Source organism: Corynebacterium lizhenjunii (genome assembly GCF_011038655.2).
In the GTDB taxonomy this organism is placed as follows: domain Bacteria; phylum Actinomycetota; class Actinomycetes; order Mycobacteriales; family Mycobacteriaceae; genus Corynebacterium; species Corynebacterium lizhenjunii.
In genome coordinates, this window is record NZ_CP064954.1 from 1254216 (window position 1) to 1277420 (window position 23205).

General features: G+C 61.0%; 20 protein-coding genes. 2 read left to right on the forward strand and 18 right to left on the reverse strand.

What is annotated here, in order from left to right; genetic code table 11:
• Nucleotides 1-27 precede the first annotated feature (27 nt).
• Nucleotides 28-651: a S1 family peptidase gene (locus G7Y31_RS05810; protein WP_165008044.1), complete on the forward strand. Its 624-nt coding sequence runs from the start codon at nucleotides 28-30 to the stop codon at nucleotides 649-651.
• 392 nt (nucleotides 652-1043) lie between these two features.
• Here the strand turns inward: G7Y31_RS05810 and G7Y31_RS05815 are convergent, their stop codons facing one another.
• From G7Y31_RS05815 to G7Y31_RS05870, 12 genes are all read right to left on the reverse strand, one after another.
• Entirely contained in the window at nucleotides 1044-1661 is a 618-nt protein-coding gene (locus G7Y31_RS05815) for a DUF3558 domain-containing protein (protein WP_165008046.1), read from the reverse strand.
• 235 nt (nucleotides 1662-1896) lie between these two features.
• Nucleotides 1897-4722 carry a DEAD/DEAH box helicase gene (locus G7Y31_RS05820; protein ID WP_165008048.1) on the reverse strand — a complete coding sequence of 942 codons (2826 nt, stop codon included), beginning with the start codon at nucleotides 4720-4722 and terminating at the stop codon, nucleotides 1897-1899.
• A gap of 30 nt (nucleotides 4723-4752) precedes the next feature.
• Complete coding sequence (tatC, locus tag G7Y31_RS05825; protein WP_165008050.1) at nucleotides 4753-5853, reverse strand: twin-arginine translocase subunit TatC; 1101 nt, start codon at nucleotides 5851-5853, stop codon at nucleotides 4753-4755.
• Complete coding sequence (gene tatA / locus G7Y31_RS05830) at nucleotides 5854-6228, reverse strand: Sec-independent protein translocase subunit TatA (RefSeq protein ID WP_165008052.1); 375 nt, start codon at nucleotides 6226-6228, stop codon at nucleotides 5854-5856.
• Nucleotides 6229-6254: 26 nt separating this feature from the next.
• Nucleotides 6255-7217 carry a helix-turn-helix transcriptional regulator gene (locus G7Y31_RS05835; protein WP_165008055.1) on the reverse strand — a complete coding sequence of 321 codons (963 nt, stop codon included), beginning with the start codon at nucleotides 7215-7217 and terminating at the stop codon, nucleotides 6255-6257.
• Nucleotides 7214-8131, reverse strand: coding sequence for a helix-turn-helix transcriptional regulator (locus tag G7Y31_RS05840; RefSeq protein ID WP_196823630.1), 918 nt, complete (start codon nucleotides 8129-8131; stop codon nucleotides 7214-7216). The genes G7Y31_RS05835 and G7Y31_RS05840 overlap by 4 nt, the downstream gene beginning before the upstream one ends.
• Nucleotides 8132-8201: 70 nt before the next feature.
• Entirely contained in the window at nucleotides 8202-9602 is a 1401-nt protein-coding gene (pafA, locus tag G7Y31_RS05845; protein ID WP_244977452.1) for a Pup--protein ligase, read from the reverse strand.
• Nucleotides 9603-9608: 6 nt separating this feature from the next.
• A complete protein-coding gene (locus tag G7Y31_RS05850; RefSeq protein WP_165008060.1) occupies nucleotides 9609-9800 on the reverse strand; it encodes a ubiquitin-like protein Pup in 192 nt (63 codons plus the stop codon).
• Nucleotides 9801-9894: 94 nt separating this feature from the next.
• A complete protein-coding gene (gene dop / locus G7Y31_RS05855; RefSeq protein ID WP_165008062.1) occupies nucleotides 9895-11427 on the reverse strand; it encodes a depupylase/deamidase Dop in 1533 nt (510 codons plus the stop codon).
• The gene (gene arc / locus G7Y31_RS05860; RefSeq protein ID WP_165008064.1) at nucleotides 11412-12974 is read right to left on the reverse strand and encodes a proteasome ATPase; all 1563 of its coding nucleotides are present in this window, start codon (nucleotides 12972-12974) and stop codon (nucleotides 11412-11414) included. The genes dop and arc overlap by 16 nt, the downstream gene beginning before the upstream one ends.
• Before the next feature lie 61 nt (nucleotides 12975-13035).
• Complete coding sequence (locus tag G7Y31_RS05865; protein ID WP_165008066.1) at nucleotides 13036-13872, reverse strand: tRNA (adenine-N1)-methyltransferase; 837 nt, start codon at nucleotides 13870-13872, stop codon at nucleotides 13036-13038.
• A gap of 35 nt (nucleotides 13873-13907) precedes the next feature.
• A complete protein-coding gene (locus G7Y31_RS05870; protein WP_165008068.1) occupies nucleotides 13908-15173 on the reverse strand; it encodes a M18 family aminopeptidase in 1266 nt (421 codons plus the stop codon).
• An 87-nt stretch (nucleotides 15174-15260) separates the two neighbouring features.
• Here G7Y31_RS05870 and G7Y31_RS05875 point away from each other — a divergent pair, with 87 nt between their 5' ends.
• Entirely contained in the window at nucleotides 15261-16109 is an 849-nt protein-coding gene (locus G7Y31_RS05875; RefSeq protein WP_165008070.1) for a RecB family exonuclease, read from the forward strand.
• A gap of 40 nt (nucleotides 16110-16149) precedes the next feature.
• Here the strand turns inward: G7Y31_RS05875 and G7Y31_RS05880 are convergent, their stop codons facing one another.
• The 6 genes from G7Y31_RS05880 to G7Y31_RS05905 form a co-directional block, all read right to left on the reverse strand.
• Nucleotides 16150-17817, reverse strand: a complete 1668-nt coding sequence (locus G7Y31_RS05880) for a formate--tetrahydrofolate ligase (protein WP_165008072.1) — start codon at nucleotides 17815-17817, stop codon at nucleotides 16150-16152.
• Nucleotides 17818-17913: 96 nt separating this feature from the next.
• Nucleotides 17914-19230, reverse strand: coding sequence for an anaerobic C4-dicarboxylate transporter (locus tag G7Y31_RS05885; protein WP_165008074.1), 1317 nt, complete (start codon nucleotides 19228-19230; stop codon nucleotides 17914-17916).
• A gap of 184 nt (nucleotides 19231-19414) precedes the next feature.
• A complete protein-coding gene (gene aspA, locus G7Y31_RS05890) occupies nucleotides 19415-20971 on the reverse strand; it encodes an aspartate ammonia-lyase (protein WP_165008076.1) in 1557 nt (518 codons plus the stop codon).
• A gap of 153 nt (nucleotides 20972-21124) precedes the next feature.
• Entirely contained in the window at nucleotides 21125-21970 is an 846-nt protein-coding gene (gene hisG, locus G7Y31_RS05895) for an ATP phosphoribosyltransferase (RefSeq protein ID WP_165008078.1), read from the reverse strand.
• A 74-nt stretch (nucleotides 21971-22044) separates the two neighbouring features.
• The gene (locus G7Y31_RS05900; protein WP_165008080.1) at nucleotides 22045-22308 is read right to left on the reverse strand and encodes a phosphoribosyl-ATP diphosphatase; all 264 of its coding nucleotides are present in this window, start codon (nucleotides 22306-22308) and stop codon (nucleotides 22045-22047) included.
• Nucleotides 22309-22454: 146 nt separating this feature from the next.
• Entirely contained in the window at nucleotides 22455-23204 is a 750-nt protein-coding gene (locus tag G7Y31_RS05905; RefSeq protein ID WP_165008083.1) for an HAD family hydrolase, read from the reverse strand.
• Between the last annotated feature and the right edge of the window lies 1 nt (nucleotide 23205).

The window sequence follows — 23205 nt, forward strand, 5'->3', positions numbered from 1 at the left end:
GCCAACCCACTGGATTCAAGGAGACTCATGGTCCATGCAGTACGCATTCGCCACCGCGGTTCCACGTGTTCTGGCGTCTTGGTTTCTCCCACCCTTCGCCCTGGAGTGGCCGCCACGCACTTCGTGCTGACGTGTGCGCATTTCTTTGCTACAAGCACCAGCTCCACCACCCCACCGGGGACCTACCTCGTGGAGGTCCCTCTGCCCGGCCGGCCGCTGCTGCGCATCCCAGTCGCTGCCGTGCGCACCATCGACGGCACCGACCTGGCCGTGGTTCGCCTCCAACGGCCCACACCGCCGGTAAGCCTGGCGGCTTTTGCCGCCCCCACGTGGGGCCAGCGGCTAGAGACCTGTGGTTTCGGTGGCCTGGCCACTAGCCACCACGGGCCTGCTACCCGCCCCGGCCGACTCTGGCTACAACTGCCGCTAGCCTGGTCCCGCACCAGCACCACCCGGGTGCGCCACGCGCTAGTCTTGCGCAGCTGCGCCATCAAAGGCGACAGTGGCGGGCCCGTGTGTGCCGCCACTGGTGCCGTGGTCGGTATTCAGTCCCTCATCCTGGATCCCTTCGGCCACAACCTTGGCCTTGCCACCGCCGCCGCAGTCCAGCCCCACCGGCGGGCAATTCTAAGCGCCCTGGGGGCGTTGTGAGGATGACTTTACAGGGAGCACTCGGGCAGGAGTTGCGCTATTCCCTTTCGGCAGACTTTGCGGCCTACCGCAGTTTGGAATCGGTTTTCGGTTGGGACGATGAACGGCCCCGGCTGTCGACGAACGTGACGCATTTTCTGCGCGCGGGGCTCTCCCCGCCCATAACACAATGTCGTGTTCGCGGAGAAAACGCGTCACCTTGTAGCTCTGCGCAGACGCCGGATCCCCCTGCAAAAACCGACCATGAATCCCGCCAGCCTCACTGACACCAGCAATCGATGACAGCGCAGAGGACATGGCTCCAGACGTGTTGGCAGAAGCGCGGGCAATACGGCGCACGATGTCCAGAACGGACTTGGTTACCTGTGAATATGAGTTGAGATCGATGTAGATCATTTTTCCACCCCGTAGAGTTGTTCGATGATTTTGGTTGGCACCTCGCATAAGGTGCTACCACTTGGTGTATTCGGCCAACCTGAATAGTCGACCGCTATGAACCCTGCCGGGGTCTCTACCCCGGAGAGGCAATAGTAGTCTGTGAAGAATTCGGGAGAACCAAGCACGGCGCTGCCGTTTAGCCTGGCCGCTTGCTCAGTAGAAACCCGAAGCGGGCCATTTGCAGTAAGCTGCTGAAGACTTAAGGGGTATGCAATCAGGGCAAATAGTCCTGGCCCCTCCACGGCGTCAATGTGGATTGAGCACGCATACGGCTCATAGCTGTCCGGCCCCTTAGGATCCTTGGTTATCCCCAGTCCCGCCAGAAACTCGTCCGGAATGTCCTCGCACGGCTTGAAAGGCTCGAACCCCGGTGCATTCGGGTCAAAGGGACCCGGTGGGGGCATGCGGAAGCTGGGCGGAGGGGCATCGGCAAGCTCGGTGTGCACAGACTCTGCAGCAAGAGTGCTGGATCGCGCGGGGTCTGGGGTGGTATCGGGAACTGGGCGGCAAGCAGTGAGCGTGACCAGGCAGGCGGCGATGATGGCCAGGCCGGGGTATGGGTGACTGTGCATAGTGTGTCCTTCAGCGCTACGGCGGGATAGGGAAAGTAAAGAGACAACGCACTGCCGCGGGTAGACGCGGGCGTAAATTCCCCCTTTAAGTCAAATAGCATGCCGCACGACTGCCTGTTTGTCACCCCTTTTGGGAAAACTTTTCTAAAGCCGCAGGATAATGGCAGAAAATTCTTCCTCAAAGGTGCCGCCGGGGGACTTTGGCGCTGCAGGAAGAAATCATGCCAGGAGGGGTTTAGGCGCCGATGGCCACCACCCCGCGCTGGATGGCATCAATGGCGCGGCGGGCGTTGGCCCGGACTTCATTATCAAAACCGGTCTTATTAATCTGCTGTAGCAAATCCACCACTTGGCGGCACCAGCGGACAAAGTCACCGGGGGTAAGCTCCGCACCGGACTCATTGGCCGCGGCCAAGCAATACCCCAAGGGGGCACCGGCGGTCCACTGGTGGATGGCCAGGGAGAAACCGGCATCGGGCAAGCGAGTTATAGGCAACTGGTGGCGCTGTTCGTCCGCGACCAACTCATTGTAAATGCGCAGCGTGGCCGCCATTGCCTGCTCCAAAGGCTCCGTGGGCGCTTGCACCTGGCCAGACAAAGACTTGCGGTTTTCGAAGATGCACATTGCCGCAATTGCCGCCAGCTCAGCCGGGTCCAGCTCATTCCACACCCCGCGCTTGAGGCACTGAGCAATAAGCAGATCTGCCTCAGAGTGGATATGCGCCAGACGCACGCCCTCCGGGGTGACGCGTGGGACGCGGGAACCACTGTGTCCATCGAACTCCACGTAGTCCATTTCCTCCAGCAAGTCGATAATGCGCGTGAAGGTGGTACCCAGGGAATGCTTGGCTGTCGCTACCACCTCGCGGGCACGGGCGAGCTCGGAGTCCTTGCGAGCCACAGTGTGGGCCAGACGCGCTAGGTTCTCCCGCTGGGCTGCTGGCCATGCGTGCGCCGGGTGGTCCCGCAATGCCTGGCGCAGCGCCGTGACCTCCTTATTGCCACGATCGCGTGGTACCAGGCGCATCTTTTTCGGACGCGTGAACTGAGTGGTGCGGAAAGACTCCTTAATGTACTTGACTGCGCGGCGGGGATTCTTGGCTGCAAAGCTAGGCAGCCCCATGTGGCCCACCACCACGGGGGGATTAGCAATGCCAGAGGCGTCAATACGCCCGGACCAGCCCTTCTCCGTGGTCACCCACGGGCGGGGGTCATCGTGATGCTTGGCAGGGGCATTGACTACCGCCAGCAAGGGGCGGCTGCCCGTCGCAATAGCAATGACATCACCTACGTGCAGACGGTTTAAGACCTTGACTACTTCCTGGCGGTGGCCGCGGGCCTTATCTTGCTTAGCCTCGCGTTCTGCCGCAGTGAGCTTAAGGCGCAGCTGGATGTAGTCCTCCAGCAGGGCCAAGGCTTCTGCGGTGGCAGCGCTGAGTGGTTCATCGCCTGGGCCGTCGGGGGCGCCCGGTGCGGTGGCTGCTGTAGAAACGGCCTGTGGCAACAGAGGCAGGACGCGCTCGAGTTCCGCGCGCAGGTGCTGCTGCGCCCCCAACAGCTCCTCCTCCAGGCGCGCTGCGGCCCGGGAGTCTTCCACCACGGAACTATTGGCCTGGAATTGCGCGAAAGAACGCTCCAGCAGCCGCAGCGAGCCATCAAACCCACGCAGCCCCAACAGGTTGATTGCCATGTTATAGCCCGGGCGGAAGGTAGAATCCAGGGGATACGTGCGCGTGGAGGCCAGCCCCGCCACCGTGCGCGGGTCCAACGCCGGCGCCCACTGCACCACCGCGTTGCCCATGGTATCTATACCGCGCCGCCCCGCACGCCCAGTAAGCTGCGTGTACTGCCCGGCGGTCAGATCCACGTGGGCCTCTCCGTTAAATTTGACCAGCTTTTCTAACACCACGGTTCGCGCAGGCATGTTGATGCCCAGCGCAAGCGTTTCTGTGGCAAAGACCGCACGCACGAGGCCCCGAACAAAGAGCTCTTCGACGATGTGGCGAAATGCCGGCAGCATGCCTGCATGGTGGGCGGCAAACCCCCTTGCCAACGCCTCGCGCCAGCGGCGAAAGTCTAGAACCTGGAGGTCTTCTTCCGGGATACCCTCCACCCCGGCATCCACCAGCGCCTTGATCTCCTCGGCCTCCTGTGGCTCAGTTAGCACCATTTTGGAGCGCAAGCATTGGTACAAGGCGGCATCACAGCCAGCTCGGGAAAAAATAAAAGTAATTGCTGGCAGCATATTGCGGCTGCGCAGGATCTCTAGCACCTCCGGGCGCCCCTGTGGCCGGTAGCGGTCTTGGCTGCGCGGGGCACCAGAGCGGGCATCCTTACCCCCGCCGGTGGTACTGCGGGAGCGAAAGCCGCTGTCACTACCCTGTTCTAGCCGGTCGATAGTGCGAAACAGCCCCTCATTAACCGTGCCGGGCGAGCCCGGCTCAAACAGCGGGAAGATCTTCCGCCCCACCATCATCCATTGATCCAGCGGAACCGGTCTGTGTTCAGAGACCACCACATGGGTATCCCCCCGCACCGTGTTGAGCCAGCGGCCAAACTCCTCTGAGTTCGACACCGTCGCGGACAGGCCAATAATGCGTACCGACTCATGCAGGCTTAGAATGACTTCTTCCCAGACCACGCCGCGGGAGGTATCTGCCAGGAAGTGCACCTCGTCCATCACCACGTGGGTCAGGCGCTCTAGCGCGGGGGACTCCGCATAGATCATGTTGCGCAGGACCTCGGTGGTCATCACCACAATGTCCGCGTCGGCATTAATGGAGACATCCCCCGTGAGTAGGCCAATGGTTTCCTCGCCGTGTTGGGCCACCAAGTCATGGTACTTTTGGTTGCTCAAGGCCTTGATGGGCGTGGTGTAGAAGCACTTGGTTCCCCGGGATAGGGCCAGGTAGACCGCAAATTCGCCCACAATGGTCTTGCCGGCGCCAGTGGGGGCGCACACCAACACCCCCCGGTCTGCGGCAATGGCTTCGCACCCCTCACGCTGGAATGGGTCCAAGGGGTGCGACAGGCGGGCAGCGAAGGCTTCAACTACATCCATAGCCTCCTAGACTACCCGGTGTGCTGCAGCCTAGAGGACGTCGTCGAAGGCTCCGCCGGGCGTGCCCGGGCCAGGGGTTGCTGGCGGTGGGCTTGGCTGTGCTGCCAGTCCCGGTTGCGGTGTGGGCCTTGAGCTTGCCGATGCCCCCGCGGCCGCCGAAGGTGCCACCGGCCCCGAGGCCCCCACTGGTCCGGAAGCCACTACTGGGTCGGAAGCGCCGATGGGACCAGAGGCGTGAACTGGGCCGGAACCTTGCTCATCATCAAAGTCCATCCACTCCGGACGCCTTTTGTCCCGGCGTCGGTCATTGAGGCGGCAGAATTGATAGGCAAGCTCCACCAGCAGCCACAAGCACAGTGACATCGCCATCATGGAATAAGGGTCCGCGGGAGTGGCGATGGCTGCCAGGATCATTAACGCAATAGCGATAATAGAGCGCTTGCCCTTGATCGCCTCATAGCGCAAAATGCCCATCAGGTTGAGCATGACGATGATAAGGGGGACTTCAAAGCTCACGCCGAAGACGATAATCAGCGCGATGAAGTAGTTGTAGTAGTCACCACCCGTTAGCCACGTCTGCTGGTATTCCTCACCAACAGAGAGCAGAAACTCCAAGCCGAAGCTCATAAAGAAGTAGGACATCACGGCGCCGGCTACAAAAAGCAAGGCGGCGATGGAGACAAAGATATAGGTCCAGCGGCGTTCCCGCTTCTCTAGGCCAGGCACGATGAAGGCCCAGATTTGGTAGAGCCAGAAGGGCGAGGACAGCACCATGCCGGCCAGCGCACCCACCTTTAAGCGCAGCATGAACATTTCCATTGCGCGGGTAGCCAGCAGGCGGCATTCGCCGTCGGGGCTGGCGGTTACACGCAGATGCTCTGGCAGCGAACAATACGGGCCGCGCAGAAGTTCACCCAGGGGCGGCAGACCGAAAGGCGCGGTACCGTACCAAATGAAGCCCACCACAGTTCCTGCAGCCATAAAGGCCACGGCCAAAATAAGGCGGCGCCGCAGCTCCTGCAAGTGCTCCACCAGGGTCATTTCCCCCGTGGGATTCTTCGGCTTGCGCTGGCGTTTAACCTTCACGCGTTTTCCTGCAGGCTGGGGCGATTGCAGCCGGGAGCCCACCATTTACTGCTGCTGTTGGCCTTGGCCCGGCTGCTGCAGGTAGCCCTGTTGCGGGTAATTTGGCTGCTGCGGCTGCACCTGTGCCTGAGGCTGAACCTGAGGCTGGGCGTAATTCGGCTGTGGGTAACCCTGTTGCGGGTAGCTCTGCTGCGGATAGGTTTGCTGGGGATAGATTTGCTGCGGCTGAGCAGGCGGCAGCTGCTGTTGCTGCGCGGGTGCTGGCTGCTCATCGTCACGGTTCATCTCTTGAACTTCAGACTTGAAGATCCGCATGGAGCGGCCAACGGAGCGAGCCAAGTCCGGAAGGCGCTTTGCGCCAAAGAGCAGCACGATGACCAGGAGGATGATGACAATCTCAAGTGGGCCCAAATTACCCATGGTGGCACTTCCTTTACGATTTTCCCTTAAGTATAGAGTTCTTGGGCAGCTGCCTGAGCAGCCGCCACCGCGTTGACCAAATTTTCTGGCCCTACTATTCGCAATCTATCAGCATGCGACAGTGCGAAACGAACTAGCCATTGCTCTGTAGCAATGGGCAGGGTCCCACGCACCCACGCTTGCCCTGTGGTACCGGTGTCGGGTCCGGCGGCTGCGGCCAGGGTTATCCCATACTCGGGAGCCAACCAGGTGTACTCCGGGTGTATTTCTACCTCTGCGGCGTCCAGCTGGGAGTAGCCGAAGGGATTATCCGGGTCAAAGTCCAGTGCGTGCAGGTGTGGGTTGGCTGCGGCGTCGAGGACCTCCAGGTTGGACATGCGGTCGATGCGATACGTCCGATGCTCCCCGTGCTCATCGCTCCACGCAATAAGGTAGGTGTCCCCATCCCTCAAAAACAGCCGCGCGGGGTGGACCTGGCGGGCAGACGCTGTGCCGGTAGCGGCAGACCGATAGTCGAAGCGCACCTGGTGGGAGTCCTGCACTGCCTGGTCCAGCTGGGCGTGCATCTGCGATAGCGCAGACTCTGACTCGCTCAGCGAGTCCACGATAGCTGTCGCCTTGGGGTCCATGATTCCGCGCAGCTTGGCTGCCGCTGAACGCACGGCAGTGGGATCCACCAAACCAGGAACCTGTTCTAGCGTCTCCAACGTCAAAAGCAATGCACCAGCCTCCGTGGGGGTCAGGCGCAGAGGCTTGTCTAGCCCTTGATCATCAAGAATGGCCACGCCTTGGGGCTTGACCACTAAGTCGATGAGGTCCTCGGTATAGTTGCCCACACCCGTGCACATCAAGGCATCCAACGCCTGCTTGACTTCCTGGTGAGTAATGCCCAAATCGGCGGCGGCTTCAAAAATGGAGGAATTGGGGTGGTTGCGGAAGTAGGGCACCAGATTCAGCCACTGCACTAATTGCTGATTCTTCGGAATCACGGGGCTACTCCTTTGCTCAACGCTGCCAGTGCGTCCCGGGCGCTAGGCGGGGACAATACCTCTACCTCTGGGGCATACCCTATAGCGCTACGCACCAGCCAATCTTGGGAGACCTGGTGAAAGTGCACCAGGGTGGGCTCTGCGGCATCGCGGTCCCCCACACTTTCTAGCTCCGGTGCGGTGGCGGGAGGTATGCGCACGGTGGCATCGATAAGATCGCGCGGGCTTAAGAACTCGCGAACCACCTGCTGTGGATCCTGACTCGGGGTAATAAACTCTGGCTTATTCTTAGACAGCCGCGCATCGCTGAGCTTGGTCACGCGGAAACAGCGAGGTTGACCCCGGTGGACGTCGTGCCCCACCACATAGATACGCCCTCGCGCGGTGACCAGGGCCCAAGGATCGAGCACGCGCTTTTCAGCAGCCGCCCCGGGACGCGGGTGGTAGAGAAAAGTTACCCGCAGCTTTTTGGTAATCGCCGTGATCAGTGTGCGGGAGGAAGCAGCGTCCATGGATGTCAAGTCATTACTAGCCAGCACACGCTGCTGCCCCCGCGTGGCACCAGTGGCAGCCAGTTTGGTCCACCCAGTCTGGGAAAACGCGGATAGTCCGCCATGCTGGCCCACGCCACCGGCAAGGCCCAAGACTAGGGCTTCTTCCGGGGTGAAGCTTACTTCGGGGAGCCGATAGGAGTCCTCATCAATGTGATAGTAGGTACCGCCTGCTCCCTCTACCTGCGAAATGGGCACTCCGGCCAAGCGCAATTCACGCACATCCCGTCGCAGCTTCTTTTTGAAGGCGGACTCGCTGCTAGTGCCGTAGCCTTCAACGTTGTCGCGAATCCACTCCGCGCTGCGTTGGGGGTTGCGTCCACGCTGGGAGGCACCCAGGAGCGCAAAAGTCAGGCGTGTCATCCGCTCCACGGCAGATGATTGTGACGGCGACATGCGTATACAAGCCCTTTCTAGCGCTGTTTTACCTGTGCTACTCCGGCACGTTGGCGGCGTGTTCGTCGATATAGTTTAGCAAGGCATCCAGGCGGGGTGAGGCAGCATCAAAGGGGTCCAAGAATTCCTCTACCCGCACCTCGGGCCGGTGGATCTTCATGCGCGTCCAGTCCACTGTCACATGGGCCTGTGCGGCGCGGGCATGCTCTAAGAACTGGCCCCGCATCCAGGCGCGGGTGGTAGGCGGTGCGCTGTCGCGGGCGCGGGTGATGGCGGCATCGCCAATCCAGCGGTTGAGCATACCCCGACGCACCAGCACGTCTGCTAGTCCCCGCCCGGGTCGAATATCGTGATAGGCCAGGTCAACCTGGGCTAGCTTGGGGTGTGCCCAGTCCCCGCCTAGGCGCTCCCGGTAGCGCTCCAGCAGGGCCAGCTTGGCCGCCCAGTCCACATCAGCGGCAATGGACGCATAATTCCCGGAGCCGATGGCATCGAGGACGCGGCCCCACAGCGCCACCACGCGCGCCAGATCTTCCTGGGAGGGATCTCCATCAGGGCGGTGCTCTAGCCAGCGGGCGGCAGCGGCGTGAAATTGGCGTTGGACTTCTAGCGCGCTGAGCGTGCCGCCAGCAACCAGCTCCAACTCGGTACTGCCGTCGATGTCGCGGGCAATGTCGCGGATACGCACGATGGGGTCCGCGACTTCGAGGTTGGGCAGCTCAAAACCGGCTTCGAGCATCTCCAACATCAACAACATACTGCCCACCTTCAGCGCAAAGCTGGGTTCCGCCATGTTGGAGTCGCCCACAATAACGTGCATGCGCCGGAAGCGCTTGGAATCCCCGTGGGGCTCATCGCGGGTATTGATAATGGGCCGGGAACGCGTGGTAGCCGAAGAAACACCCTCCCACACCTGGTCTGCACGCTGGGAGAGCACAAACTGGGCCGGGCGCGTGGCGGTGGCTGGGGCCACCATGCCCGCCCCGCAGATGAGCTGACGGGTAATCAGGAAGGGCAGCAGCGAACGCGAAAGATCCTTGAGCACCACTTCCCTACTGATCAGGTAGTTTTCGTGGCAGCCATAGGAATTACCAGCGGAATCAACGTTGTTTTTAAACAGGTAGACCGTTGCATCAAGGGAGCGCTCGGCCTGGCGGGCTAGGTCATCCACAATGGCATCGCCTGCCCGCTCATAAGCCAAAAGCTGGCTTAAGCTATCGCACTCGCCGGTGGCAACCTCCGGGTGCGAACCGACATCGAGGTACAGGCGCGAGGCGTTGGGCAAGAAGATGTTGGAAGAAGAGTACTCGGCCACCACGGGCTTGAAAAGCTCTCGCGCTACCTCATCCGGGCCAAGTTGGCGTCGCTGCGGGTCCACGGTAGCGGTAATGCCGTACTCGGTCTCTATGCCCATGATCCGGCGGTGAAAGACAACCATGGCGCCCTACTGTCCACCCTTTTGGACATAAGCGCGCACGAATTCTTCAGCGTTGGCCTCCAGTAGCCCATCAATCTCATCCAGGAGGTCTTCGGTGCCCGCAGTGGAAAACTGCACCTGTCCGGCGGCCTGGCCACCCTCGGGGCCTTCTGACTCCCCTGAACCGGGACCATGGAGGAATACGTTGTCTTGAGCCATGATGGCTTCTCCTAACTCATCGGGAAATAAGGTGAACTTCGATTTTCATACGCCTAGCAGACTTTACTAGTTCTACTAGGCTTTACTAGGTCAACTAGGCATGCACGCGCAATTCCGCAGCCAGCCCGGCCTTGTCCAACAGGCTTACTAGCTCGGTTGTAGTTTCTGCCTGCTCAATTGCCGCATGTACTGCCGGGTCCGTGGCAGAATCCAGGTGATCGAGATAATAGATGGCAAAGCGCTCACCGCAGCGCAGCGTGACACTTTGCCAGCTCGCGGCCACCACGTCTGTGCCAAATTTCTCCGTCACCCGGCCCCGGAAATATGCCCGCGAGCCCCGCGGCGGGTGCACTGCTGCGTAAGCAATCTCTTCCTCAGTAGCCAAAGTCCGCAACTGCCCTTTGCGCACCAGTGCGTGATAGAGCGAACGCTGCGGATCAATGTCTGCATATTGAATATCCAGCGCTGCCAGGCGCGGATCCTCAGGGCTTAGCCCCCGGTCCAGGTAGGCCTTGTAGAGGCGGTACTTGGCGCACCAGTCCAACAAATGGGCGGCGTGGAGTGGGGACTGCGCCAAGGCAGCGAGCGCCTCATCGCAGGCTTCCAACACGGACGCATCAGCGTCCGTGCGCGGCTGCAGGCGGCGGCGGTATTCGCCTAGCAATTCTAGGGCGGTGAGGCGGCGGGAATCGGCAAGCTCAACGGTATGGGTGAGGTTCACGTCGCGGCTGACGGCGCGGACCTCCGCCACGGCATTGGCCAAGCGCAGGTCGCTAAAGTCCACCCCGGCTGTGACGGCATCGATAACCAGACTGGTCAGGCCGAGTTTTAGCAGCGTAGAGGTGTGCGCCATGGTGGCGTCACCAATGATGACGTGCAGGCGGCCAAAGTCGCGGGCGTGAGGCTCATCCCGAGTATTGATTATGCCCCGGTTGAGCGTGGTCTCCAGGGAAATCTCCTGCTCAATGTAATCTGCGCGCTGGGAAATCTGGAAGCCGTGCCCGGAGCCATCAGCCTCCAGGCCGACCCGGCCGGCCCCCGTTAGCACCTGGCGGGCAACAAAGAACGGGATCAACGCCTGCGCCAGGACATCAAAGTCCAATTCACGTGAGTACAGATAATTCTCATGCGCCCCATAAGACGCACCCTTGCCATCGACGTTGTTTTTGTACAAACGCAGCGGCGGGCACGGGTCATGACCAGCCAACACGGAAGTATCTTGAGCATAGAGCGCCTCTACCTCCGCGATGGCCTGCAGCGCAATACGATCGCCCGCCGCATCATAGACCATGGCCTCCCAGGCGTCGGTGCACTCCGGGGATGAATACTCCGGGTGGGCGTGGTCTACATACCAGCGCGCCCCATTCGCAGTGACTACATTGGCCACGCCAATGGCGTTGGGATCTACCACCGGGACAGTCTGATAGCGCTTTAAGTCAAAGCCGCGCTGGTCGCGAAGTGGGTGTTCCTCACTAAAATCCCACCGGGAGCGGGCCGTGGTGTGCAGCGCCGCATAAGCCACCACCGCGTGCGTGGAGGTCACTATTGGGGACAGTGCTGGGTTGTGCGGACAAGTGATGCCGTACTCGGTTTCCGTACCGAGGAATCGCGCTACGGGGTGTGCCACGTGCTGCTCCTAAATCCAACCAATTCCACACGCTCTACAGGGCAACCTGCATGCGCGCCACCGACAATCTTGGCCCAATCCTCCGGGTTGGTAGAACTAGGCACATGTTCACTTTCTGCCTGCTCCGCTGCGATGGCCAGATTCAGGTGCGCCGCAGTCAGACGGGCGCGCTCCTGGGCCGGGCGGAGATCCTCCCCGTGCGTGGATAGGGCCTCCTTGATGGCCAGCTTTTTGGCCCGGGCAATGATATTGGCAATCATTGCTCCGCTGACAAAGTCCCGGTAGTGCAGCAGGTGCTCAGTACCGTCAGCGTAATGTAGCTGCACAAACGGGCGCGGGGAGTACAGTTCTGCCACGGCGGCATCAATAAGCTCTTCGCGCGAACCCTCGTGCGGGATGCCCTCCGGGAAATGCCTAGCAAAAATATCCCGCGCCCCGGCGCGCGTGGGGCGGTTAACCCGGATCTTCATATCCAGACGGCCGGGACGCATGATGGCTGGGTCTATGAGTTCCTCGCGATTGGTAGCACCGATGATGATCACGTTGCGCAGGTCCTCTACGCCGTCGAGCTCGGTCAGCAGCTGCGGCACCACGGTGGTTTCCATATCGGAAGACACCCCAGAACCGCGGGTGCGGAAGATTGACTCCATCTCATCGAAGAAGATGATGACGGGGCGCTCCCCGCTGGCAGCAAGCTCGCGAGCGCGCTCAAAGATCAGACGGATGCGCCGCTCGGTCTCACCGACGTATTTGTTCAGCAGCTCCGGGCCTTTGACGTTGATGAAGTAGCTGGGCGCGCCGGTGCCCAGGGAGGCTGAAAGCGAGTGCGCCACTGCCTTAGCAATCAGCGTTTTTCCGCAGCCCGGCGGGCCGTAGAGCAACACACCTTTCGGAGGTTGGAGGTCAAAGGAGCGGTAGAGCTCCGGGTGCATAAACGGCAGCTCCACGGCGTCGCGGATCTGAGAGATTTGGGCATCTAGCCCGCCGATGTCCTCAAAGCTGACATCTGGCACCTCCTCCAGGCTCAGCTGTGCCACGTCCGTTTTGGGCACGATGGCGTAGGCCATTGCGGCCTTGGTGTCGACCACCATGCTATCGCCCGCGCGCACTCGCTCCCGCGCCGCGGCTGCTAGGCGCACCACGTGTTCTTCCCCGCTAGGCCCGGCAACTACTGCGCGATCCTCTCCCAGGCGCTCCTGGACGGTGGCTACCGCGCCGGTAGATTCGACGCCGCAGCCCTCAACCACAATGAAGCCATCCCCCAAGCGCACCGTTTGGCCCACCTGCAAAGAGCCGGGCTCTACATGCGGGGAGATCTTCACCCGCATGTTTCGGCCATTGGTATAGACTTCTGCGTCCACGCGGCCACCGGCGGGCTGAGCGTAGCCCAAAAAGACCGCATAGGTGGATGCGGGTTCGGCTAATGCGTTGAGATCAGCCGTCAAGCGCGACAGCGTGGTACGCGACTCTTGGAGCAACTCCGCTAGGCGCGTATTGCGCGTAGACAACTGCTCAATCTGGCGCTTTAGTTCTGTGGCCTCATTCATAGTCTCCTAGCCTATCGCGCCGACGGTACCTATCCCTAGACCGGGGTTAGGTCACCCCAACCTAGCGGCGGGCCCGGCGTTGCGGGCGCGGCGGGGTAACGCCATCGGCCAAGCGCCGAGTCCACACCAAAAAGGCCGTGTGAGCATTCATTCGATGCTCCGGGCGGGTGGCCAAGCCCTCCACCTTCCACTCGCGTACCAGGGACTCCCAGGCCTTGGGCTCCGTGAAGCACTTGAGCTCGCGGATGCCCTCCATGACCTTCATCAGCTGGGGCACGGTGGCCACATACGTCATAAACACCCCACCGGGGATAAGAATATCGCGCACCGTCTCTAGGTACTCCCAGGGCTCCAGCATGTCCAGGATCACCCGGTCTACCGGCCCACCCAAGTCCGCAGCGGTGACCTCTCCCAAATCCCCTAGGCGCGGGCTCCACCACTGCGGCTGCTGCCCGAAGTACTCCGTGACGTTAGCCACTGCGTACTCCAGGTGGTCCTCGCGGATCTCATAGGAGTACACATGCCCTTCCGGGCCCACCGCACGCAGTAGGTTCATCGACAACGCGCCAGAGCCAGCCCCGGCCTCAAAGACGCGCGCGCCCATAAAAATATCGCCTTCTACCAAAATTTGGGCGGCGTCCTTGGGGTAGATCACGGCCGCCCCGCGCGGCATGGACAGCACATGGTCCACCATCAGGTGCCTAAAAACCAGGAAATCCGATCCCAGCGTGGAGCGCACCACCGAGCCCTCATCCATCCCCACGATGTCCTCGTGCTTGATCAACCCCCGGTGGGAGTGGAATTCCCCGCCCTCTTCCAGAATCAGGGTGTAGTGCCTGCGCTTGGCGTCCGTTAGCTGGACACGATCACCGAAATGGAAAGGGCCGGAATACGCCATGTGGGTTTCTCCTCGCAGGGTGGGGTCAGATGAATTTAGCCCTTCAAGTATGCCTCAAGGCCTTGGGCTAACCATAGTTGATCCCGAGCCCCCACCATCTCGCGTGCCGAGTGCATAGACAGCATGGGCACGCCCACATCAACGGTGTCAATGCCTAGCCGCGTGGCCGTAATCGGGCCGATGGTGGAGCCACAAGGCACGCCATTGTTGCCCACAAAGCGCTGCGCGGGTACCCCAGCGCGCGCACAGGCAGCCTCCCACAGGGCCACCGTGGAGGCATCGGAAGCATAACGCTGGTTGCCATTGATCTTGGTCACCGGACCTGCGCCGATGATGGGTTGGTGGGTGGGGTCATGCTTGCCGGCATAGTTGGGGTGGACGCTGTGGGCGGCATCGGCAGACACGCAAGAAGACCGGGCATACATTTGGTGCACCTGGTCTGCCGATGCCCCCAGGGCCCCAGCCGTGCGCCCTAAGACGTCCGCAAGAATGGGCCCGGCCGCGCCATAGCGCGAGCCAGACCCCACCTCTTCATGGTCAAACGCTGCCATGACCAGCACATCTTCCCCGTCATAATCCTGCGCCACGCGCAGCAAGGCCTGCAGGGAAGCAAAAACGGAGGACAGGTTGTCCATCCGACCGGCGGCAATGAACTCTTCACCGGCGCCAAAGACCTTGCCCCGGGCGGCATCGGCAGTAATCAAGTTGAAAGCCGCAATGTCTTCCGCACGCACCCCGGCGTGCTCCGCGACCACCGATAACACACTCGCGCCGGGCTGGCCCACGGTGAGCACCGGCTGCATGTGGGCCTGGCGCTCCGGCTTGAACTCATCCGAGCGGTAGAGGTGGATAGCCAGGGAGGGCAAGCGCAGGAGCGGGCCGGTATTGACCAACAGCTGCTGGCCGGCGCGGGTAACCAGCTGGCCGGCGACGGTGAGTTCGCGGTCAAACCAGGTGTGTAGCAGCGCGCCACCGTAGACCTCCACGGCAACCTGCTGCCATCCCGCGGACTGGAAATCCGGCTGGGGTTTTAGCGCCAGCCCCGGGGAGTCCGTATGGGAGCCCACCACCTTAAAACCGCTGTGTGGGCCCGCCCCCTCCGGCACGTACCAGGCCATCACCGCACCGCCGCGCACCAGCACATGCCCGCCGGGCGTCGCCTGCCAGGGCTCGGCTTCATGTTGGCGTGTGAAGCCGGCCAGTTCCAATTGCCGGGCAGCCTCAGCCGCTGCGTGATAGCTGGAAGGGGAAGCAGCAATAAAGTCTATAAAGCTCTGCGAATAGGTGGAAAGTTCAGACATACCTACCACTGTGCCATGTTTGCCGGGCACACGGGGCCAGGGTAGGCGTTTGTACCCGGGTGTGCCTCCGGTTACCCTGGGGAGACTATGGCTGATTCCTCCCCTTGTACCCCACGTCCGCTAGCGCTCTCGCCGTCGCGGGCAAGCGACTACCAGCAATGCCCGCTGCTCTATCGCTTCCGCGCCATCGACCGCCTGCCAGAGCCTAAGACCGTGGCCCAAGTCAAGGGAACCTTGGTGCATGCGGTCCTGGAAAACATGCACAATTTACCCCGGCAGGAGCGGGAGTTTTCTACCGCGGTGGAAATGATTCGCCCCGAATGGGACAAGCTGCGCGCCGCAGACCCAGAATTAGATGAGTTGGTGCCTGCAGAGCAGACCTCAGCATTCCTCAACGAGGCCTGGCAGCTGGTGCGCGGATATTTTGAGATGGAAAACCCGCAGGGCTTTGATGCTCACGAATGTGAGATGTACGTCAATACCGTGCTAGACAATGGCGTACCGGTGCGTGGGTTTATCGACCGCGTGGATGTCGCCCCCACCGGTCAAGTTCGGGTGGTTGACTATAAGACTGGCAAAAAGCCACTGCCGCGCTATTCGCAGTCGGCACAATTCCAGATGCGCTTTTACGCCCTGGTATATTGGCGGCTTTTTGGCACTATCCCTACCCAGCTGCGGCTGATGTATTTGAAGGTGCTGGACTCCATGTTTTTAAGCCCCACCCGCGAGGAGTTGGAATACTTCGAGCGCGAATTAGGCCAGCTATGGGCCAAGATTGAGGGCGACGGCAAAGCTGGAACGTTCCGGCCGCGCACCTCCAAGCTGTGCGATTGGTGTTCTTTCCAGTCGCTGTGCCCAGAGTTTGGCGGTACTCCCCCGGCATACCCCGGCTGGCCCGGCAGTGTTGCCGATCAGTCGGAGAGCGAACAGTCCTAGGGCAGCACTAGAGCAGCCCTAGGATAGCTTGAGATCAGCTCTAGAACAAGCCGGAGATGGTGCCGTCTGCGGCAACATTAATGCGATTGGCGGCCGGCTCCTTGGGTAGGCCCGGCATGGTCATCACATCACCGGTGAGCACCACAATAAAGCCCGCGCCGGTGCGTGGCAGTAGCTCTCGCACATGCAGGGTGTGGCCGCTGGGGGCGCCCAAGGCCGTGGGGTCGTCGCTAAAGGAGTACTGCGTCTTAGAGATGACCACCGGGAAATTCTCCCAACCGTTGGCCTTGATATAGGCCAGGTCCTTGCGCGCCTGTGGGCCGTACTCCACGCGCTCTGCGCGATAGATTTCCCGGGCGATCGTCTCAATGGAGGCCTCAACGCCCTTCTCCGGGTCATAGAGCGGGTGGGAGGCGCCCTCCTGCAAGTTCTCCACCAGAGCATGTGCCAGCTCGGTGGCGCCTGCCCCGCCCTTACTCCACACATCGGCCTCTGCAAGCGTGACGCCGAAGTCCTTTGCCCAGGTGCGCATGAACTCGCGCTCTGCGTCGGTGTCCGACCAGAAAAGATTGAGGGCGACCACCGGCTCAACCCCGAACTTGCGCAGGTTTTCTACGTGGCGCTCGACGTTGACTATGCCCGCAGACAGCGCGTCGAGGTTCTCCGTGCTCAACTCCTCCCGAGCCTGGCCACCGTTGTACTTCTGGGAGCGAATGGTCACTACCACCACGGCGCCAGCGACATCAATGCCTCCAAAGCGAGCCTTGATGTCGAGGAACTTCTCCCCGCCCAAGTCCGCGCCAAAGCCGGCCTCCGTGAGCACGATGTCTCCGAATTGCTGGGCGGTTTGGGTAGCCAACAAGGTATTACAGCCATGGGCAATGTTGGCAAACGGCCCACCGTGGACAAACGCCGGAGTTCCTCCCAGCGTTTGCACCAGGTTGGGGTTGAGGGCGTCACGCATTAGTGCCGTGAGTGCTCCTTCTGCTTCCAGCTGGCGGGCCGTGACCGGCTGGGAATCATAGGTGTAGCCGATGGTGATGTTACCCAGGCGTTCCTTCAGGTCCTTCAGCGAGGTGGCCAGGCCCAAGATTGCCATGATTTCCGATGCCGCCGTGATGGTAAATCCTGTCTCTGCAGGCACGCCAGCAGTAGGTCCTCCCAGGCCGGTGACCACGTGGCGCAGGGCGCGGTCATTGACGTCTACGCAACGCTGCCAGGTGACCCGGCGGGGATCGATATTCAAGGCATTGCCCTGGTGGATGTGGTTGTCGATGAGTGCGGCCAGCGTATTGGTAGCCGCAGCAATGGCATGGAAGTCACCCGTAAAGTGCAGGTTGATGTCTTCCATGGGCACAATTTGGGAGTAGCCTCCGCCGGCGGCGCCTCCCTTAATGCCCATGACGGGACCCTGGGAGGGCTCGCGCAGGGCGACGATGGCTTTGTGGCCTGCGGCCGCCAGGGCATCGGTAAGCCCAATGAGCACAGTGGATTTGCCTTCACCTGCAGGGGTGGGCGAAACCCCGGTGACCAAGACGACCTTACCGGTGTGGGGGCGGTCTGCGATTGCGGTGATGTCTACCTTGGCTTTGGTGGTGCCATAGGCGATGAGGGCTTCGTCTGGAATGCCCGCTGAGCGGGCAATATCAGTGATGGGTTGCAGCTGGTGTGCTTGGGCAATTTCAACGTCTGAGAGTTGTTTGGTCATGCCCACCATCCTACGCATGCCGCACCTCCGAGAGCCCGCCGCGAGGTCCTCTTCAACCCCCGTTTAGGGCTATCCGTAGCGGCTCGCGGCGAGGGCCTAGAGGATCACCGCGCCCAGGCCATAACCCAGCATTACCGACAGCGCAATCGAGACCACGCCCGGAACCAAGAAGGGATGGTTGAACACGGCCTTGCCAATGCGCGTCGAGCCAGTGTCATCCATTTCCACCGCAGCCAGCAAGGTGGGATACGTGGGCAAGACGAACAGCGCAGAGACTGCCGGGAAGGCAGCCACCGCAGTCAGGGGTGAAACTCCCAGTGCCAATGCAGCAGGCATCAACGCCTTAGCCGTCGCGGCCTGTGAGTACAACAGCGCTGCGGCAAAGAAGAGCACCACGGCCAGCAGCCACGGCTGCGCACCCAGAATGTCACCGGCCAGGACATTGATCTCCTCGATGTAGTGATTGATCAGAGACGTACCCAACCAAGCAACGCCCAGCACGCACATAGACGCGGACATACCGGACTTGAACACGGAAGTGTTGACCACATCTGCAGCCGGAATCTTGCTCACCATCACAATCACCGTGGCGGCGGTGAGCATGATCGTCATAATCGCCTCGTTGCGCGGCACGGTGGGCTCTGCAATCCAGGCCACCTGTTCAGACGTCACCGTGGCCCACAGCATTACCAGCACGATGGCCGCCAAGAAGACGCCCACAGAGGCCTTCGCCCCAGTAGGGACCTCACGTTGTGCGCTGCTAGCCCCCTGGGAAGGAACCTTGACCAGGCCCTGGGCCAAACGCTGCTGGTAGACGGGGTCATCGGCAAGCTCTGGGCCCAAACGGTTAGCCAGCCAAGCTGCAGGGAAAATGGACAGGAACGTCGCGGGAATCACCACCGCCAGCAGCTGGAGGTAGCCCACCCCCATCGGCTCCAGGATGGAGGCCATAAAGACCACGGCGGCTGAAATTGGGGAGGCTACAATGGCCATCTGCGACGCGACCACCGCGATAGACAGCGGGCGCGAGGGCCTAACGCCTCCCTCCTTGGCCACCTCTACGATGACGGGCAGGGTGGAAAACGCGGTGTGCCCGGTACCGGCCAGGACCGTCATTAGCCACGTGACTACCGGCGCGTAGAAGGTGATCCGGCGCGGGTTCTTACGCAAGAAGCGCTCCGCCACCGCCACCAGGTAGTCCATGCCGCCGGCGCGCTGCATCGCGGCAATGGCCGCAATGACGGTCATGATGATGCCGATGACGTCGAAGGGGATGTCTTCCCGGGTGATCGGAACGCCGGTGGCCCCCAAGAGCAACACGCCTAGGCCACCGGCCATACCAATGCCGATGGAACCTAGGCGTGCACCCAAGAAGATGGCGGCGAGGACTATTGCTATATGGACTATAACCACGGCGGGCCTTCCCTAGACATGACGAGGAACTGTGACTTCTATTGTCCCACTGCAGGAGTGGTATCGGAAGACAATATGCCCGTTTGTGTGGTATCCCATATGTGATATGTGCCTGATCGGAAAATCCCTCCTTGGCATCCAGCGCAGGGACGCCAAGGAGGGAGGATCAGCCCAAGCTTAAGGTCTAGTCCTCATCCACGAAGAGCTGCCCACGAAACTCAGGGTGCATCAGGTTTTCCACGGAGAAGACCTTATCCAAGGTAGCCTCATCCAGCAGACCCTTTTCCACCACCAGCTCACGCACGCCCTTACCGGTCTCCAGGGACTCCTTGGCAATCATGTCGCCATTGTGGTGGCCAATGTAAGGGTTGAGGTAGGTCACGATGCCGATGGAGTTCTCCACGTAGGCACGGCACACATCGGCATTAGCCGTGATACCCTCCACGCACTTCTCCCGCAGCGTATCCACTGCATTGCCCATAATGCGGATGGACTGGAACAGGGCCTCCCCAATCACGGGCTCCATCACGTTGAGCTGCAGCTGGCCGGCCTCAGCCGCCATGGTGACCACATGATCATTACCAAAGACCTTGAAGCAGACCTGGTTAACTACCTCTGGGATAACCGGATTGACCTTACCCGGCATGATGGAGGAGCCAGCCTGGCGCGGTGGCAGGTTGATCTCCCCCAAACCAGCGCGTGGGCCAGAAGCCAGAAGGCGCAAGTCATTACAGATCTTCGACAGCTTCATCGCTGCGCGTTTAATGGTGGCGTGCAGCAACACGTAGGCACCGCAGTCAGAGGTGGCCTCAATCAGATCGCGGGCAGTCTTCATCTCCAGACCGGTCACTTCAGACAGCGCCGCAGTGACCTGGTGGCGGTAACCAGCTGGGGTGTTGACCCCGGTGCCAATCGCGGTAGCGCCCAGGTTGATCTCCAGCAGGCGGGTCTGGGCGTCGCGCAGCACTGCCTGCTCTTCAGCCAAGTTGTGGGCGAATGCCTTGAACTCGTCCCCCAGAGTCATCGGCACCGCGTCCTGCAGCTGGGTGCGGCCCATCTTCAAGATGTCCTGGAACTCGTTGCCCTTGGCGTGGAATGCCTGCTGCAGTGCGTCCATGCGCTCGATCAGCCGGTCCAGGGAGGAGTACAGGCCCAAACGGAAGCCGGTGGGGTACGCGTCATTGGTGGACTGGGACATGTTCACATCATCATTGGGATTAATGATGTCGTAGGAACCCTTCGGCTTGCCCAGGTACTCTAGGGCCAGATTGGCCACCACCTCATTGGTGTTCATGTTCAGCGAGGTGCCAGCGCCGCCCTGGAAAACATCCAGCGGGAACTGGTCCATGCACCGACCCTCTTCGAGGATCTGGTCGCACGCCCAAATGATGGCCTCGGCCTTCTTACGCGGCAGCACATGCAAGCGGCGATTAGCCATAGCAGTGGCCTTCTTTACCTGCACCATGCCGCGAATGAAGTCCGGAATGGTGTTGATGGTGACGTAGGAGATCTGGAAGTTCTCCATGGCGCGCAGGGTGTGCACGCCATAGTAAGCATCTGCCGGGACCTCCAGTGCGCCAAGCAAGTCATGCTCGGTGCGCGTCGCAGACTTGGCCTTCGCCTCTGCGACCTTAGCGGCCGTGGTGGCTGCCTCTGCCTTCTTCCCTTCCTCATGGGCGGAGGACGTGGCGGCGACTTGCTCCTTGGCCGGATCCTGAGCCTTGTTGGATGCCTTGGTCATCAGAACGGCAACTCCTCTGGTAGTGGTTGATTAAGACGCGATTGACCTGCCCGTTTAACCCTTTTTAGGTTCCGAGCAAATAACCCTCTCCCCTATGGTAGCTACCTTCCAACCAAAGGCCCACCTAAGTTGCCGCCAGCGCCATTTTTACCCCTAAATTCGGGCAATCCGCAGCTGTGAAGCCAAGATAGCCTCCGCGCCAATACTGGACAACTGATCCATGAGTTGATTGGCCTGCTTTACCGGGACCATAGCCCGCACCGCCACCCAATCCTCCCGCGCCAGCGGAGAGACCGTGGGCCCAGTCAGACCTGGGGTAATCGCCTGTGCGGCTGGGAGATTGGCCTTGGCGATGTTGTAATCAATCATCAGATAATTCCGCGCGTGCAAAATTCCCTGGATGCGCCGCAGGACCACTTCTTCCTCCGGGCTCACGGCCACCCCAGCACGCTTGACCACTACAGCCGCTGAGGACACAATGGTCTCCCCAAAAGGCTCCAAACCCTGTTGGCGCAAGGTGGTGCCGGTAGAAACCACATCCGCAATCGCATCAGCCACACCCAGCCGAATGGAAATCTCTACCGCTCCGTCCAGGCGAATGACCTCCGCCTTAATGCCGCGGGCAGCCAAGTCATCGCGCACCAGGTTTGGGTACGAGGTCGCAATGCGCTTGCCCGCGAGGTCCTCTTCCGTCCACCCCGCCCCCGCAGTGGTGGCGTAGCGGAACGTGGAGGTCCCGAACCCTAAGTCCAGTACCTCATCGACTTTCGCCCGGGAGTCGGCCGCCAAATCACGCCCAGTAATGCCCAGGTCAAGGACCCCGGAGGCGACATAGATGGCAATGTCTTTGGGCCGCAGGAAGAAAAACTCTACCCCATTAGCAGCATCAATGATGTTGAGAGTCTTGGTCGTCCCACGGCCCTTGTAACCGGCTTCCGCCAGAATGGACAGCGCGGCCTCTGACAGGGATCCCTTGTTGGGCACAGCAATTTTGATCATGGAAGTCATTCCCTTCGTGTGCGCAACCCCGCCACGCGCCATCTGCGCCCGCGGCATGGCTGCAGAGCTTTGGGTTAGAGGTACTTGTAGATGTCCGCTGGTCCCAGCCCGCGCTTAATCATCATGGTCTGGGTCCAGTACAGCAGCTGCGAAATCTCTTCTGCCAGCTCTGCATCTGACTGATACTCCGCGGCAATCCAGACCTCACCTGCTTCTTCGATGATCTTCTTGCCTAGATGATGAACTCCCTTATCCAGGGCCTCTACCGTGCCAGATCCGGCGGGACGCTCCTGGCTCTTGCGGTGCAACTCGGCATACAGTTCATCAAAATTCTTCATGCCCTCAAATTTTACACCTGCCTGCATATTTTGCAGCATTGCAGGGGTACCGTCCTGCCTGAGCTTGCCGATGCCCCTCCGCCTCCCCCTACTCCCTGAGTGCGGAAAACTCGCTTGGAGCCCGCGGAATAGGTGGCTTGCGGGGTTCAGTCTTGCGCTCCTGGAGCATGCTGCGGGTTCAGGGTAAGGACAGCCCACCACCGGCGGACATCAGCAATGCTGGCCCCGGCAAGGTGGGATGCGGTGTGCAAGCTGCAGACCGGTACGGCTCCAGTGGGCAGGTCGGCGTTGGATTCGGCGGGCAAGCCGATGACTCGGCACCCGGCTGCCACGGCGGCGCTCATTCCTGCCTGGGAGTCTTCAAAGACCAGGCAGGAGGCAGGATCCGCACCCACTCGGTGAGCGGCTTCGAGGTACATATCCGGGGCAGGTTTGCCCGCAGGGACTTCATCACCGCACACAGAGCCCACAAAATACTGGCTACCGATGGCGGAAATAACGGGATCCGCCACTGCCCGCTGAGTGTTGGTGGTGACCATCATGGGCACGCCCGCGGCATGCAGTTGCTCTAAGAGCTCACGCACACCGGGAAAGATCACTAGTTCCTGGTCGTATAAGCCAGCAACGTAGTCTTGCATGTCGGCCTCAAAGCGCTGCTCATCACCTGGTTGGGGGTTATACCCGGCGTAGTCCGCAATAATCGCAAACGTACCGGCAAAAGTGCCGCCGACGGTGAGCTCACGCACCTCAGGGACCAGTTCCTTACCCAACTGCCGGGACAGACGGTAGGTCGCTTTCTCCCACAGGGGTTCAGAGTCCGTCAGCGTGCCATCCATGTCCCAAAAGACCGCAGCGGGAAGACCCGCCAGGTCTGCCTCAGGTGTGGTGGCCTGCATG

Bases quoted from the DNA above. Each gene is read 5' to 3' on its own strand.
- G7Y31_RS05810 (WP_165008044.1), top strand. From the start codon at position 28: ATGGTCCATGCAGTACGCATTCGCCACCGCGGTTCCACGTGTTCTGGC.
- G7Y31_RS05815 (WP_165008046.1), bottom strand. From the start codon at position 1,661: ATGCACAGTCACCCATACCCCGGCCTGGCCATCATCGCCGCCTGCCTG.
- G7Y31_RS05820 (WP_165008048.1), bottom strand. From the start codon at position 4,722: ATGGATGTAGTTGAAGCCTTCGCTGCCCGCCTGTCGCACCCCTTGGAC.
- tatC (WP_165008050.1), bottom strand. From the start codon at position 5,853: ATGGTGGGCTCCCGGCTGCAATCGCCCCAGCCTGCAGGAAAACGCGTG.
- tatA (WP_165008052.1), bottom strand. From the start codon at position 6,228: ATGGGTAATTTGGGCCCACTTGAGATTGTCATCATCCTCCTGGTCATC.
- G7Y31_RS05840 (WP_196823630.1), bottom strand. From the start codon at position 8,131: ATGACACGCCTGACTTTTGCGCTCCTGGGTGCCTCCCAGCGTGGACGC.
- pafA (WP_244977452.1), bottom strand. From the start codon at position 9,602: ATGGTTGTCTTTCACCGCCGGATCATGGGCATAGAGACCGAGTACGGC.
- G7Y31_RS05850 (WP_165008060.1), bottom strand. From the start codon at position 9,800: ATGGCTCAAGACAACGTATTCCTCCATGGTCCCGGTTCAGGGGAGTCA.
- arc (WP_165008064.1), bottom strand. From the start codon at position 12,974: ATGAATGAGGCCACAGAACTAAAGCGCCAGATTGAGCAGTTGTCTACG.
- G7Y31_RS05865 (WP_165008066.1), bottom strand. From the start codon at position 13,872: ATGGCGTATTCCGGCCCTTTCCATTTCGGTGATCGTGTCCAGCTAACG.
- G7Y31_RS05870 (WP_165008068.1), bottom strand. From the start codon at position 15,173: ATGTCTGAACTTTCCACCTATTCGCAGAGCTTTATAGACTTTATTGCT.
- G7Y31_RS05875 (WP_165008070.1), top strand. From the start codon at position 15,261: ATGGCTGATTCCTCCCCTTGTACCCCACGTCCGCTAGCGCTCTCGCCG.
- G7Y31_RS05880 (WP_165008072.1), bottom strand. From the start codon at position 17,817: ATGACCAAACAACTCTCAGACGTTGAAATTGCCCAAGCACACCAGCTG.
- aspA (WP_165008076.1), bottom strand. From the start codon at position 20,971: ATGACCAAGGCATCCAACAAGGCTCAGGATCCGGCCAAGGAGCAAGTC.
- hisG (WP_165008078.1), bottom strand. From the start codon at position 21,970: ATGATCAAAATTGCTGTGCCCAACAAGGGATCCCTGTCAGAGGCCGCG.
- G7Y31_RS05900 (WP_165008080.1), bottom strand. From the start codon at position 22,308: ATGAAGAATTTTGATGAACTGTATGCCGAGTTGCACCGCAAGAGCCAG.
- G7Y31_RS05905 (WP_165008083.1), bottom strand. From the start codon at position 23,204: ATGCAGGCCACCACACCTGAGGCAGACCTGGCGGGTCTTCCCGCTGCG.